Here is a 13,634-nt window from a genome sequence, read left to right as displayed (position 1 = left end):
CGCTGCGTGCGATGCACGCCGCTGCTATCAGGACGTCATCCGATCCCAGAATCCCTTGACCCCGTCCAGAAAGGTGGAGGACCGTGGCGAGTGCTTTCGCGCCCCCTCACCCACGAACGTCGCTTCGAATTTCTCCAGAAGCTCGCGTTGTTCCACGGTGAGGTTGACCGGCGTCTCGACCACGACGCGGCAGTACAGGTCGCCGGTCTTGCGGCTGCGCACCGACTTGACGCCCTTGTCGCGCAGGCGGAACAGCTTGCCGCTCTGGGTTTCGAAGGGAATGCGCAGCTCGACTTCGCCGCCGAGGGTCGGCACCCGGATGATGTCGCCGAGCGCGGCCTGCGAGATGCGGATCGGCACGTCGCAATGCAGGTCGTCGCCGTCGCGCTGGAAGATCTCGTGCTCGCGCACGCGCACTTCCACGTACAGGTCGCCCGGCGGCGAACCGGTCGGGCCGGCCTCGCCTTCGCCGGTCAGGCGGATGCGGTCGCCGTTGTCGACGCCGGCCGGAATCTTGACCTGCAAGGTCTTGGTGCGTTCGACCCGGCCCTGGCCGTGGCAATCGGCGCAAGGGTTGGCGATGGTCTTGCCGCTGCCGTTGCAGTGCGGGCAGCTTTGCTGCATCGAGAAGATGCCGCGCTGGATGCGCACCTGGCCGTGGCCCTTGCAGGTGCCGCAGGTCTCGACCTTGCCGTCGGCCGAACCGCTGCCGTTGCAGGTCTCGCAGGCGTCGAGGGTCGGGATTTCGATCTGCTTCTCGACCCCGCCGACCGCTTCCTCCAGCGACAGCTCCATCACGTAGCCGATGTCGGCGCCGCGGCGCGGACCGCGCGCGCCACCGCCGCCACCTCCGAAGATATTGCCGAAGATGTCGCCGAAGATGTCGCCCATGTCCGAGAAGCCCGGGCCGCCGGCGCCGCCGCCGTTGCCGTGCTCGAACGCGGCATGGCCGTGCTGATCGTAGGCGCGGCGCTTGTTGGCGTCGGCCAGGATTTCGTAGGCCTCCTTGCACTCCTTGAACGCGGCCTCGGCGGCCGCGTCGCCCGGATTGCGGTCCGGGTGGTGTTTCATCGCACAGCGGCGATAGGCCTTCTTGAGGTCGTCGTCGCTGGCGTTGCGCGCAACGCCCAGCACTTCGTAGTAGTCGCGTTTGCTCATGGGCTGGGTTCGGGAATCGGGAATTGGGAGTCGGGAATCGTTAAATCAAAAACGGGCGACGCGTCAGGACGACTGTCGCCCGCTACGGATACAAGAATAGGGAACCGGGTACTCGGCGAACCACACGTCAGATCGCGCCGCCATTCCCGATTCCCCATTCCCGATTCCCGGCTTACTTCTTCTCGTCCTTCACTTCAGTGAACTCCGCATCGACCACGTCGTCGGCCTTGGCCGACGCGCCGCTGTCGCCGGCCGGGGCGCCTTCGCCCGGCTGACCGGCGTTGGCCGCCGCGAACAGCGACTGCGCGGCCTCTTCCAGCGCCTTCGACTTGGCCTCGATCTGGCCCTTGTCGTCGCCCTTCATCGCCGTTTCCAGCTCCGAGATGGCGGCTTCGGCGCGGCCGATCTGGTCGCCCGGCAACTTCTCGCCGTTTTCCTTGATCGTGCTGCGGGTCATGTGGATTAGGCCGTCGGCGTGGTTGCGCGCCTGCACCAGTTCCTGGAACTTCTGGTCTTCCTCGCGGTTGGCTTCCGCGTCGGCGACCATCTTGGCGATCTCTTCCTCGGACAGGCCCGAGCCGCCCTTGATCTCGACCTTCTGTTCCTTGTTGGTCTTCTTGTCCTTGGCGCTGACGTGGATGATGCCGTTGGCGTCGATGTCGAACGACACCTCGACCTGCGGCATGCCGCGCGGCGAGGGCTCGATGCCGGACAGGTCGAAGCGGGCCAGCGACTTGTTGAAGCGGGCCTGGTCGCGCTCGCCCTGCAGCACGTGCACGGTCACCGCGGACTGGTTGTCCTCGGCGGTCGAGAAGGTCTGCGAGGCCTTGGTCGGAACGGTGGTGTTCTTCTCGATGATCTTGGTGAACACGCCGCCCAGGGTTTCGATGCCCAGGCTCAGCGGGGTCACGTCGAGCAGCAGCACGTCCTTGACGTCGCCGGCCAGCACGCCGCCCTGGATCGCGGCGCCGACGGCGACGGCTTCATCCGGGTTGACGTCCTTGCGCGGTTCCTTGCCGAAGAACTCGGCCACGGCTTGGCTGACCTTGGGCATGCGGGTCTGACCGCCGACCAGGATCACCTCGGCCACGTCGCTGGCGCGAAGGCCGGCGTCGTTGAGCGCGATGCGGCACGGCTCGATCGTCTTCTTGACCAGGTCCTCGACCAGCGACTCCAGCTTGGCGCGGGTCAGCTTGATGTTGAGGTGCTTCGGGCCCGACGCATCGGCGGTGACGTAGGGCAGGTTGACTTCGGTCTGCTGCGAGGACGACAGCTCGATCTTGGCGCGCTCGGCCGCGTCCTTCAGGCGCTGCAGGGCCAGCGGGTCCTTGCGCAGGTCGATGCCCTGGTCCTTGAGGAACTCCTCGACCAAGTAGTCGATGACGCGCTTGTCGAAGTCTTCGCCGCCCAGGAAGGTGTCGCCGTTGGTCGACAGCACTTCGACCTGCATTTCGCCGTCGACCGAGGCGATCTCGATGATCGACACGTCGAAGGTGCCGCCGCCCAGATCGTAGACCGCGACCTTGCGATCGCCGCCCTTCTTGTCCATGCCGTAGGCCAGCGCGGCCGCGGTGGGTTCGTTGATGATGCGCTTGACTTCCAGGCCGGCGATCTTGCCCGCGTCCTTGGTCGCCTGGCGCTGGCTGTCGTTGAAGTAGGCCGGCACGGTGATGACCGCTTCGGTGACCGGCTCGCCCAGGTAGGCTTCGGCGGTCTTCTTCATCTTGCCCAGCACTTCGGCCGAGATCTGCTGCGGCGCCATCTTCTTGCCGTCCTGGGTCGCGACCCAGGCGTCGCCGTTGTCGTGCGGGACGATCGCGTACGGCACCAGGCCGAGGTCCTTCTGCACTTCGGCGTCGGTCATCTTGCGGCCGATCAGGCGCTTGACCGCGTAGAAGGTGTTCTTCGGGTTGGTGACCGCCTGGCGCTTGGCCGACGCGCCGACCAGGACTTCGCCGTCCTTGGTGAACGCGACGATCGACGGCGTGGTGCGGTCGCCTTCGGAATTTTCGATGACCTTGGCCTTGCCGCCTTCCATGATCGAAACGCAGGAATTGGTGGTGCCCAGGTCGATGCCGATGATCTTGCCCATGGATGTTGCTCCCTCTCTCAATGCTTCAATGTTGGGGGCGGCGCGATTGCTGCAGGCCGCCGATGTGCGATATCTGGGGCTCGGTGCCGGGCAGTTCAAGCGCCCGTGCCCTGCCCTTTAACGTTTGGTGAACTTCGCGGACCGGGCCGTTCCAAGCCGATCGGGCCCCGGCCGCGTGCGATTGGATGGTTCGGCTCAGTCCTGGCTGACCACGACCAGGGCCGGACGCAGCAGGCGCTCGTTGAGCAGCCAGCCCTTTTGGTAGACCTGGACCACGTGGTTCGGCGCGACGCCCGGCGCGGGCACCAGGCTCATCGCCTGATGGTGCTCGGGGTTGAACGGCTGGCCGACCGGGTCGACCGCGACCAGGCCGTTGTCGCCGGCGACCTTGAGCAACTGGCGCAGGGTCAGTTCCATGCCTTCGCGCAGCGCGTTGGGCTCGCCGCCGGCCACGCCCAGCCCGGCTTCCAGGCTGTCGATCACCGGCAGCAGGTCGCCGAGCAGGCGCTCGTTGGCGAACTTGCGGGCCATGTCGATATCGCGGGCCACGCGCTTGCGCTGGTTGTCGAGTTCGGCGCGTTCGCGCAGCGAGTCTTCGCGCAACCGGGTCAACTCGGCGCGCAGGCTCTCGACCTCGGTCGGCTCGGCGTTCGCCGCGGCGGCTTGGTCGTCGAGGTTCAGTTCGGGATTGGGGTCGTTTTGGCTCATGCTGGGTCCTGGCGGTTTTTCCGCGACAGGCCAGCTATGGGGCCGCGGCCGGACCATTCAAGTGCCGGGATCTGCGGCGATCGTGCGGGATCGGCGCTCAGTTGCGGCGAGCGGGGGTGGTTTCGGGACAATCGCGGCAAGAGGCTGGATGCATCGGCCGGCTGATTCGTGGATGACGGGCGGCCCCTGTAGGAGCGGCGCGGGCCGCGGCCGCGCTACCACACACCCCGGCGCTGGCCTGGGCTTGCCGTGAGGGTTACCCGACGTAACCAATCCTGCGCGGGACGACGGGATTCGCGGTCGCGGCTCGCGCCGCTCCTACAGGGGGCCGACCCACAGACGCGAAAACTCGGCCAACACACACGCCGGCGCTGGTTCGGGCTTGCCGTGATGGTTGATCGACGTACTCAATCCTGCGCGGGAAGACGGGATTCGTGGTCGCGGCTCGCGCCGCTCCTACAGGGGGCTACCCCGCGGACGCGAAGATTCGGCCTTATTCGGCTTCGGGTGCCCCGAACGCATTACCCAGCGCGTCGGCCGCCGCCTGCACCACCGGGATCACCCGGTCGTAGGCCATCCGGGTCGGTCCGATCACCCCGAGCACGCCGAGCACGCGGCCGCCGGCGGTGTACGGCGCGGTCACCAACGACACGCCTTCCAGCGGCGCCAGCCCGGTTTCCTCGCCGATGAAGATGCGCACGCCCGGCGCGCGCACGGTGCGTTCGAGCAATTGCAGGATCTCGCGCTTGCGCGCGAAGGCTTCGAACAGCTCGCGCAGCCGGTCCAGGTCGGCCAGTTCCTGCACGCCCATCAGCCGGGTCTGCCCAGCCAGGACCATGTCGTCGTTGTCCGGGATCAGCACCTGCTCGGCCAGTTCGACCGACTGCGCCAGCAGCGTCTGCATTTCGGACTGGGCGTTGCGCAGCTCCAGCAGCAGCACGTCGCGGATCTCCGACACCGGCCGGCCGGCGAAATGCGCATTGAGGTAGTTGCCGACCCGCTCCAGCTCGCCGGCCTCGTAGGGACGGCGGGTCTGGATGATGCGGTTCTGCACGTCCTGATCGGCGAACACCAGGATCGCCAGCACCCGCTGCGCGTCGAGCGGCACGAAATCGATGCGTCGGAACGCGAACTGCTCACGCTTGGGCACGCTGACCACGCCGACGAAGTGGGTCATCGCCGACAGCAGTTCCGAGGCGCTGCCGAGCAGGGCCTGGGTGCCGGTGCCCGACGGCAGCTCGCTGCGCAGGCGCGCTAGGTCGCCTTCCGGCAGCGGCCGCACCTGCAGCAGCGAGTCGACGAACAGGCGGTAGCCCTGCGAGGTCGGGATGCGCCCGGCCGAGGCGTGCGGGGCGCTGAGCAGGCCGGCGTCTTCCAGGTCGCCTAGGATGTTGCGGATGGTCGCCGCGCTGACATCCAGCCCGGCGTGCTTGGCCAGGGTCTGCGACCCGACCGGCTCGCCGCTGTGGATATAGCGGCCGATCAGCGTGCGCAGCAATTGGCGCGCGCGCGGGTCGAGGCTGGGATCGGGGCGACGGTTCATGGGTGTGGATATAAGCGCCGGTGGGGGAAGGTGCAAGGGTTGGTTGGAGGCCGGGATTCGGGATTGGGGATTCGGGATTGGTGAAAAGCTCGGGAGTCGGGAGTCGGGAGTCGGGATTTGGGAATCGGGAATCGGGAATCGGGAATCGGGAATCGTAAGAAGGATGACGCGATCGGTTGCCAATCTGTCGGGCACGACTCCTCTTTGGCTCGTCATTCCCGCGAAGGCGGGAATCCAGGGCTTCACCGAGGCATGACTCTGAAGTCTCTGGATTCCCGCCTTCGCGGGAATGACGAGCAAAAGCAACGCGACCCTGTCCAGCAAAACCAACGAGGCCCCTGGCTGGCAAACCCTGGCAAACCAATGAGGACCAACCCGCAAACCCAAGCCAGCCCACCCTCCTCCCCAATCTCACCCCATGATCCACCCCGCCCCTACGCTCGCCCCCGCCGCCGCTCCCATTCCCAGCCCCGCTCGCTCAAGGCACAATCGCCGCCGCATGCTCGCCCACCTCTCGCTAAAGCAATTCGCCGTCGTCAGCGCCGCCGAACTCAGTTTCGGACCCGGCCTCACCGTGATCTCCGGCGAAACCGGCGCCGGCAAGTCGCTGCTGGTCGACGCCCTCGGCCTGTTGTCGGGCCTGCGCGCCGACAGCGGCGTGGTCCGCCACGGCGCCGACCGCGCCGAACTGGTCGCCGACTTCACCCTCGACGACGCCCCGCAAGCCGCCGACTGGCTGCGCGACAACGAACTCGACGAAACCGGCGACGGCGACGCGCCGGTCTGCCAGATCCGCCGGGTGATCCGCGCCGACGGCGGCTCGCGTGCCTGGGTCAACGGCCGGCCGGTAACGCTGAGCCAGCTCGGCGAACTGGCCGGGCGGTTGGTCGAAATCCACGGCCAGCACGAACACCAGGCGCTGATGGCCAAGGCCAGCCAGCTCACCCTGCTCGACGCCTACGGCCGCACCGACGCCGCGCGCAGCGCGGTCGAGGCCGCCGCGCGCGCCTGGAGCGCGCTGCTGCGCGAGCGCGACACGCTGATGGCGCAAGGCGACGTCTCCGACCGGATCGGCTGGCTCGAACACCAGCACCGCGAACTCGAACGCGAAGCGCTCGATCCCGAGGCGCTGGCCAAGCTCACCGCCGACCATCGCCGCCACGCCCACGCCGCCGGCCTGATCGCCGCCTGCGAGGCCGCGTTCGCGCGCATCGGCGGCGACGAAGGCCCCTCGCTGACCCGCACCCTGCAGCAGGTGCGCGGCGAACTGCAGCGCGTGACCGAGCACGAACCGCGCCTGGGCGAGGTCGACAGCATGCTCGACAACGCCGCGATCCAGATCGACGAAGCCCTGGTCCTGCTCGACCGGGTCCGCGACGATCTCGACCTGGACCCGTCCGCATTCGAACAGATCGAAAGCCGGATCGGCCGCCTGCACGAACTGGCGCGCAAGCACCGCATCGCACCCGAACAACTGGCCGCGACCCGCGACGGCATCGCCGCCGAGCTGGAAATGCTGCGCGGCGCCGGCGTGCGCCTGGAAACGCTCGACCTGGAAATCGAAACCGCGCGCAAAGGCTGGCGCAAGGCCGCCGACGTGCTGGGCAAGGCCCGCCGCGACGCGGCCAAGTCGCTGTCGTCCAAGACCACCGAACTGATCGGCGAACTGGGCATGGGCGGCGGCCGTTTCGACGTCGCGATCGAACCGCTGGACGAAGACCGGCCCGATCCGAACGGCGGCGAACGCATCGAATTCCTGGTCGCGGCCAACCCCGGCCAGCCCGCGCGCGCGCTGCGCAAGGTCGCCTCCGGCGGCGAGTTGTCGCGCATCTCGCTGGCGATCGAAGTGGCCGCGTTCGGCATGGACGCGGTGCCGACCATGGTGTTCGACGAAGTCGACTCCGGCATCGGCGGCGCGGTGGCGGAGATCGTCGGCCAGAAACTGCGCGCGCTCGGCGCCAGCCGCCAGGTGCTGTGCGTGACCCACCTGGCCCAGGTCGCGGCTCAGGGCCACGCCCACTACCGGGTCAGCAAGGCCGCCAGCGAAGGCGTCACCCAGAGCGCCGTGCAAGTGCTCGCGGCCAAGCAGCGCGAAGAGGAACTGGCGCGCATGCTCGGCGGCATCGAACTGACCAAGGAAGTGCGCGCGGCGGCCAAGCGGTTGCTGGCGGATGTGGGTTAAGGGCCGGGATTGGGGATTTGGGATTCGGGATTGGGGAAAGGCCGGGGATCGGGGATCGGGGATAGGGAATCGGGAATCGGGAATCGGTCAGAGCGTAGCGCTCTAGCTCGGCTGATATGCGACCTGTGCCGTTGCTCAATTCATCCATTGCCACGAAGGCTTAACTCCGTAAGGCACCCGAAGCAACGCTGAGTACCGATCGCCTCGCCCTAACCTACCGTCATTCCCGCGAACGCGGGAATCCAGGGCCTTTCGTGCGAGAACGCCTGAAGTCACTGGATTCCCGCTTTCGCGGGAATGACGTCCTGGTAAGACGACGCTGAAGTCTCTGGATTCCCGTCTTCGCGGGAACGACGTTCTGGCAAGACGGACGCTCAAGCCCCTGGAATCCCGCTTGTACGGAAATGACGTCCTGGCGAGACGATGCTGAAGTCTCTGGATTCCCGCCTTCGCGGGAATGACGTTCTGGTCGGATGACGCTGAAGTCCCAAAGCAAAGGCCCGCCATTGGCGGGCCTTGGTGCATCACGATTCAAACCATCAGCCGCCGCGATTCGCTCAGGCTTCTCACCAATCCCGAATCACCCATCCCGAATCCCGGCTTTCACCCCCCCGCCCTCACCGCTTCTTGCGCACGTACAACACCAACGAATGCTCCTCGATCTCGTAGCCGTGCTTGGCCGCGACCTTGCGCTGCAATTCCTCGATCTCCGGGCTTTCGAACTCGATGATCTTGCCGCTTTCGATATCGACCATGTGATCGTGGTGATGGCCGCGATCGAGCTCGTACACCGACTGGCCGGCCTCGAAGTTGTGCTTGAGCACCAGCCCGGCCGACTCGAACTGGGTCAGCACGCGGTACACCGTGGCCAGACCGATGTCCTCGCCTTTTTCCAGCAGCATCCGGTAGATGTCCTCGGCGGTCATGTGCCGCGGCTTGGCCTGCTCGAGCAGTTCCAGGATCCGCATGCGCGGGTGGGTGACCTTGAGTCCGACGTTGCGCAGGTCCTGCGATTCCATGGGTACTTCCCTTGAGCTGTGCGGCCCGGCACGGGCCGGACCGGAGGTGTTGACCGGCTGGCCGTCGCCGCGAGGGCTGCGCACTGGGCGGACGGAGCGGGCGGGCCGGAATGGCGGATGAACGCGCGGGGGTTGCCGACGCTGCGATCCGCCCTTGGTGGGGTCTGGCTTCAGTGTATCATCGGCCCCGTTGCCTTCGACTGCCGCAGACCCTCATACGATGCGTAAGCTCCTGCTCGTTCTCTCGATCTCCCTGCTCACCGCTGGCTGCGGCATCATCTACAAGCAGCCGATCTACCAGGGCAATCTGCTCGAGAAGACCGCCGTCGACCAGCTCCAGACCGGCATGAGCAAGCAGCAGGTGCAGCTGCTGATCGGCACCCCGTCGATCGAAGACCCGTTCCACCAGAACCGCTGGGACTACACCTCGACCCAGCGTGTCGACCGCGTCGGCACCACCCAGCGCAAGAACCTGACCTTGTGGTTCGAAAACGACGCCCTGGCCAAGTGGGAAGGCGACTACTTCCCCGAGCAGGACGAACAGATCGCCAAGGCCTCGGTCAAGCAGTTCGGCCGCAACCTGGCCCGCGACAAGGACAAGGACAAGCGCCGCCGGCGCTGATCCTCGCGGCGCGGCAGCCTGCCGCGCGCTGATCCGACTCACCCATCGATCCAGCGAGCGTGCCCGAACCGGCGCGCTTCAAACGCCGTGTCCGAACGGACGCGTCGCCGTGTCGATTCGCGACCCCGGCTATTTCTTGAGCGGCCGATCGGCCGCGCGACGCCTGCGTGCGTCCTTGGGATCGATCTGCAGCGGCCGCAGCAACTCGACCCGGTCGCCGTCGCGCAGTGGCGTGTCGGCCACCGCCTTGACCCCGAAGATCGCATAACCGCTGATCTGCGCGTCGTCCTGCCAACCCGCCGCGGCGACCGCGTCGCCCAGCACCGCGCCGTCGGCCAGTTCCAGCGTGAGCGCTTCGAACCGTTGCGGCCAGGCGCGGACGACCTCGACCTTCACGCCGAAGACGCACCGTCGGCCGGCGTCGCGGTCGGCACCGCCGGTTCCGCGCCGCGATCGGCGACGCGGACGAAGTCGTCGACCATGCGGTCGGCCAGACTCTGGAACCCGACCGCCATCGCCGGCCCGAGCAGCTTGATCGCCGGTTCGAATTCCAGGGTCAGGGTGACCTTGCAGGCCGACTCGTCGAGCGCATGGAATTCCCAGCGCCCACCGAGCTTGCGGAACGGCCCGTCGACCAGCTTCAGCTCGATGTGGTGCGGCGGCGACAAGGTGTTGTGGGTGGTGAACCAGGTCCGCAGCGCGCCCAGGCCCAGGTCCAGGCGCGCGACCATATGGCGCTCGTCGGCCTCCAGCACCTGCGCCTGCTCGCACCAGTCGAAGCGGCGCGGATAGGCGGCGACATCGTTGACCAGCGCGAACATGCGCGCGGCGGAGTGTTCGACCAGGGCGGAACGGCGGATCGTAGGCATGTGGCTATCGCAATTGGGGCCGCGGTGGGGAATTCAAGCCAAGGGTCGCGACGTGTCGCGCGGGAGTTCCGGCAGGTCCGAACCTGGGGTTTCTCGCGTTTGGGCTTCGGATCGGGCATCGCATTCGAGCAATAGTCCCGGGTGGCTACTCAAACCGCCTTCGGATCGTGGACAATCGCTCATGGCTAAAAATACGAACAACAAGGCCGGCAAGGATAAAGGAAAGGGCGCCGCCGGCGGCACCATCGCGCTGCACAAGCGCGCCCGCCACGAGTACCACCTCGAAGAACGCTTCGAGGCCGGCCTGGCCCTGCAGGGCTGGGAGCTCAAGTCCATCCGCGCCGGACGCGCGAACATCACCGAAAGCTACGCGGTCGTGCTGCGCGGCGAGATCTTCCTGATCGGCTCGCAGATGACCCCGCTGATCTCGGCCTCGACCCACGTCGTCGCCGAGGAACGCCGCAGCCGCAAGCTGCTGCTGCACCGCAGCGAGATCGACAACCTGATCGGCCGGGTCCAGCGCGACGGCTACACCATCGTGCCGACTGCGCTGTACTGGAAAGGCAACAAGGTCAAGGTCGAGATCGCGCTGGCGAAGGGCAAGCAGGACCACGACAAGCGCGAAGCCAGCAAGGATCGCGATTGGGCGCGTCAAAAGCAGCAGGTGATGCGGCGGCATAACCGCAACGCTTGATTCGGGATTCGGGATTCGGGATTCGGGATTCGGGATTCGGGATTCGGGAATCGGGAATCGGGAATCGGGAATCGGTCAGAGCGTAGCGGTCTGGCTGTGCTGCAGTGCAAGCCGGGCTACTGCTTCAGCCGGGCTAACGCCGAAGCCATCCACTTTCACGGATGCCTATTGTGCAAGGCGCTCGAAGCAACGCCGCGCTCCAGCCGCCTCGCTACTTCCTACCGTCATTCCCGCGAAGGCGGGCTCTGCTTTATTTCGTCGGAGCCGAACATCCAGGGCCTTTCGTGCGAGAACGCTTGAAGTCACTGGATTCCCGCGTTCGCGGGAATGACGTTCTGGAAGGGTCGCGCTGAAGTCTCTAGATTCCCGCCTTCGCGGGAATGACGTTCTGGAAGGGTCGCGCTGAAGTCTCTGGATTCCCGCCTTCGCGGGAATGACGAGCACAGATAAGCCAGGCAACGCGCGATTCACGCCCACTGCCCACGCGCAACTCACTCAAGCGCGCCCCTCAAGCATGCCCACCCTCACGCGGCAGCGTGAAATAGAACGTCGCACCCTCGCCCTCGCGCCCCTCGGCGCGAATCGTCCCGCCGTGACGTTCGACGATGCGCTTGACCGACGCCAGGCCGATGCCGTGCCCCGCGTAATCCTCGACGCTGTGCAAGCGCTGGAACGGCCGGAACAGCTTGTCGACATACGCCTGCGGAAAACCGGTGCCGTTGTCGCGCACGAAGAATTCGCGGCCGCCGCCGGGCGCCTGAGCGGTGCCGAACTCGATCAGCGCCGGGCTGCGATCGCGGGTGAACTTCCACGCGTTGCCGAGCAGATTGCCCAATAGATTCCTCAGCAACGGCGCATCGCCGACCACCTGCAGGCCCGGTTCGATCCGCACCTCGACCTCGCGCTGCGCATCGCCCATGCGCAGTTCCTCGATCAACTCGTTGGCGACGCGGCTCAGGTCGACGCTCTCGTGCTTGAGCTCGCTGCGGGTCACCCGCGACATCTTCAGCAGCGCGTCGATCAAATCGCCCATGCGCGCGGCGGCCTTGCGCACCCGCGCCAGGTAGCCGCTGCCCGATTCGTCGAGACGGTCGGCGTATTTCTCGCCGAGGATGCGGCTGAAGCCGTCGATCGCGCGCAACGGCGCGCGCAGGTCGTGCGAAACGCTGTAGGCGAACGTCTCCAGTTCCTGATTGGCCTGGCTGAGCTCGCGCGTGCGCAGCGCGACGCGCGCCTCCAGGGTGCGATTGAGCGCATGCACGCGCGCTTCCGCGCGCAGCCGCTCGGTCACGTCCTCGACCTGGACCAGGCCGGTGATGTCCTGGCCGACCTTGCCCGGCACCGGCGAATAAGTCAGCTGGACCTGCCGCGCGACACCGTGCTGGCGACGCAGCCGGCGGGTCGCGCGCAGCACGCCGTCCTCGTCGCTGCTGCCGCGCTCATGCGCCGGCAACTCGCCGTCCTCGTCCTCCAGCAAGGTGTCGAAACGCTGGTCGAGCAGGCGCGGCAATTCCATGCCGACGATCGACGCCAAGGCCGGATTGGCGTCGACGATGCGGCCCTCGCTGTCGAGCAGGGCCTTGCCGATCGCCGAATACTGCATGGCGCTGCGGAAGCGGGTTTCGCTGCGACGGAAATCCTCGGTCATGCGCGAAGCGATCTGGCGCGCGCGCGATTCGGTGTGCGCCAGCACCAAGGCGATGCCGTACAACAGCAAGGAGGTGAAAATGCCCAGCGCGAACAGATTGCGCAGGCCCTGCATGCGCGGCGCGGCCTCTTCGATCGGCGGCGATTCGTATTCGATGCGCCAGGTGCGCCCGTACACGTCGAACGTCGCCTTATGCACGAACGCCGCCGCCTGGGTCGGCTCCGGGCCCGGCGTGCGGAACAGCAGCGTGTCGCGTCCGGCGCTTTCGTCGTAGATGCGAAAGCGCATGTCGCGGTGGACCTTGCCGAGCGAGGTCTCGACGAATTTCTCCATCCGGAACGGCACGTACACCCAGCCCTGCATCTCGGCGCGGCGCAGGCTCGGACTGAGCGGCCGGCCGCCGCCGAGGTAGACCGGCAGCACCAGGATCATGCCGGTGCTGGTCACGCCCTCGTGCTGATCCTGCAGCAACTGGATCTTGCCCGACAGCCGCGCCTGGCCCGACTCCAGCGCCGCTTCCATCGCCGCGTGGCGGGTGGCCTCGGAGAACATGTCGTAACCGATCGCCTGGTCGTTGGCCGGCGACTTGGGCTCCAGGTACAGGACCGGCCCGTAGATATCGCGCTGCCCGAACGGCCGCACCGTCAGCAGGCCGTAGCCGGCGTCACGCCATTCGTTCTGCAACTGCACCAGCAGGTGCTGCGGCACGTAGCCGGTGAAGCCCAGCCCGAGCGTCGCCGGAAACCGGCGCTGCAGGTTCATGCCCTCGACATAGGCCTTCCACTGCGCCGCGGTCGGCCGCTGCACCGAGGCGAACAGCGCCACGCCGCCGCGCGCGACCAGTTCGTAGTTGACCAGGCGTTGCTGGATCAGCTCGGTGACCTGCACGGTCTGGCCGACGAATTCGGCCTGGGCCGAGCGCTGCTCGCGATCGCGCGCGATCCGCCACGCGGTCAGCACCAGCACCAGGGCGACGATGAATACGATGAAGGCGAGCAGATAACCGCGTCGCGGGGTCAGGCCCGACAAGTCGGAATAGGCCGCCGGGTCGTGCGGCGGCGCGGCGCGTTCGGCCGGATCGGTCGTCGTCATGGGCGCA

11 protein-coding genes are annotated in these 13,634 nt (G+C 67.0%); 3 read left to right on the top strand and 8 right to left on the bottom strand.

The window, feature by feature from the left end; translation table 11 throughout:
* Positions 1-27: 27 nt before the first annotated feature.
* The 4 genes from dnaJ to hrcA form a co-directional block, all read right to left on the bottom strand.
* The gene (gene dnaJ / locus KME82_RS11855) at positions 28-1,158 is read right to left on the bottom strand and encodes a molecular chaperone DnaJ (RefSeq protein ID WP_215498680.1); all 1,131 of its coding nucleotides are present in this window, start codon (positions 1,156-1,158) and stop codon (positions 28-30) included.
* A 172-nt stretch (positions 1,159-1,330) separates the two neighbouring features.
* Positions 1,331-3,250, bottom strand: a complete 1,920-nt coding sequence (dnaK, locus tag KME82_RS11850) for a molecular chaperone DnaK (RefSeq protein ID WP_215498679.1) — start codon at positions 3,248-3,250, stop codon at positions 1,331-1,333.
* A 195-nt stretch (positions 3,251-3,445) separates the two neighbouring features.
* Positions 3,446-3,958: a nucleotide exchange factor GrpE gene (grpE, locus tag KME82_RS11845; RefSeq protein ID WP_215498678.1), complete on the bottom strand. Its 513-nt coding sequence runs from the start codon at positions 3,956-3,958 to the stop codon at positions 3,446-3,448.
* A gap of 493 nt (positions 3,959-4,451) precedes the next feature.
* A complete protein-coding gene (gene hrcA / locus KME82_RS11840; RefSeq protein WP_215498677.1) occupies positions 4,452-5,501 on the bottom strand; it encodes a heat-inducible transcriptional repressor HrcA in 1,050 nt (349 codons plus the stop codon).
* 499 nt (positions 5,502-6,000) lie between these two features.
* On the opposite strand from hrcA, the gene recN reads away from it, so the two are divergent.
* Positions 6,001-7,683, top strand: a complete 1,683-nt coding sequence (recN, locus tag KME82_RS11835) for a DNA repair protein RecN (protein WP_215498676.1) — start codon at positions 6,001-6,003, stop codon at positions 7,681-7,683.
* 617 nt (positions 7,684-8,300) lie between these two features.
* On the opposite strand, the gene fur is transcribed toward recN, so the two are convergent.
* Complete coding sequence (fur, locus tag KME82_RS11830; protein ID WP_036102979.1) at positions 8,301-8,702, bottom strand: ferric iron uptake transcriptional regulator; 402 nt, start codon at positions 8,700-8,702, stop codon at positions 8,301-8,303.
* A gap of 220 nt (positions 8,703-8,922) precedes the next feature.
* Between fur and KME82_RS11825 the strand changes: the two genes are divergently transcribed.
* Positions 8,923-9,324 (top strand): outer membrane protein assembly factor BamE, encoded by a 402-nt coding sequence (locus KME82_RS11825; protein WP_215498675.1) that lies wholly within the window; start codon positions 8,923-8,925, stop codon positions 9,322-9,324.
* Between the two features lie 129 nt (positions 9,325-9,453).
* Here KME82_RS11825 and KME82_RS11820 read toward each other — a convergent pair whose 3' ends face one another.
* Both KME82_RS11820 and KME82_RS11815 read right to left on the bottom strand, forming a co-directional pair.
* A complete protein-coding gene (locus tag KME82_RS11820; RefSeq protein WP_215498674.1) occupies positions 9,454-9,720 on the bottom strand; it encodes an RnfH family protein in 267 nt (88 codons plus the stop codon).
* On the bottom strand, positions 9,717-10,193 hold the full coding sequence (locus KME82_RS11815) for a type II toxin-antitoxin system RatA family toxin (protein ID WP_215498673.1): 477 nt from the start codon (positions 10,191-10,193) through the stop codon (positions 9,717-9,719). The genes KME82_RS11820 and KME82_RS11815 overlap by 4 nt, the downstream gene beginning before the upstream one ends.
* 181 nt (positions 10,194-10,374) lie before the next feature.
* Between KME82_RS11815 and smpB the strand changes: the two genes are divergently transcribed.
* The gene (gene smpB, locus KME82_RS11810; RefSeq protein ID WP_215498672.1) at positions 10,375-10,887 is read left to right on the top strand and encodes an SsrA-binding protein SmpB; all 513 of its coding nucleotides are present in this window, start codon (positions 10,375-10,377) and stop codon (positions 10,885-10,887) included.
* Between the two features lie 508 nt (positions 10,888-11,395).
* Here smpB and KME82_RS11805 read toward each other — a convergent pair.
* Positions 11,396-13,627 carry a CHASE domain-containing protein gene (locus tag KME82_RS11805; RefSeq protein ID WP_215498671.1) on the bottom strand — a complete coding sequence of 744 codons (2,232 nt, stop codon included), beginning with the start codon at positions 13,625-13,627 and terminating at the stop codon, positions 11,396-11,398.
* Between the last annotated feature and the right edge of the window lie 7 nt (positions 13,628-13,634).

Origin of the sequence: Lysobacter capsici (genome assembly GCF_018732085.1) — a bacterium.
GTDB classification, from domain to species: Bacteria; Pseudomonadota; Gammaproteobacteria; order Xanthomonadales; family Xanthomonadaceae; genus Lysobacter; species Lysobacter capsici_A.
This window is presented reverse-complemented; position numbering and strand designations above follow the sequence as displayed.

Excerpts from the sequence above, each read along its gene's own strand:
- KME82_RS11825 (WP_215498675.1), top strand. The coding sequence starts at position 8,923 with ATGCGTAAGCTCCTGCTCGTTCTCTCGATCTCCCTGCTCACCGCTGGC.
- hrcA (WP_215498677.1), bottom strand. The coding sequence starts at position 5,501 with ATGAACCGTCGCCCCGATCCCAGCCTCGACCCGCGCGCGCGCCAATTG.
- dnaK (WP_215498679.1), bottom strand. The coding sequence starts at position 3,250 with ATGGGCAAGATCATCGGCATCGACCTGGGCACCACCAATTCCTGCGTT.
- fur (WP_036102979.1), bottom strand. The coding sequence starts at position 8,702 with ATGGAATCGCAGGACCTGCGCAACGTCGGACTCAAGGTCACCCACCCG.
- KME82_RS11805 (WP_215498671.1), bottom strand. The coding sequence starts at position 13,627 with ATGACGACGACCGATCCGGCCGAACGCGCCGCGCCGCCGCACGACCCG.
- smpB (WP_215498672.1), top strand. The coding sequence starts at position 10,375 with ATGGCTAAAAATACGAACAACAAGGCCGGCAAGGATAAAGGAAAGGGC.
- dnaJ (WP_215498680.1), bottom strand. The coding sequence starts at position 1,158 with ATGAGCAAACGCGACTACTACGAAGTGCTGGGCGTTGCGCGCAACGCC.
- recN (WP_215498676.1), top strand. The coding sequence starts at position 6,001 with ATGCTCGCCCACCTCTCGCTAAAGCAATTCGCCGTCGTCAGCGCCGCC.
- grpE (WP_215498678.1), bottom strand. The coding sequence starts at position 3,958 with ATGAGCCAAAACGACCCCAATCCCGAACTGAACCTCGACGACCAAGCC.
- KME82_RS11815 (WP_215498673.1), bottom strand. The coding sequence starts at position 10,193 with ATGCCTACGATCCGCCGTTCCGCCCTGGTCGAACACTCCGCCGCGCGC.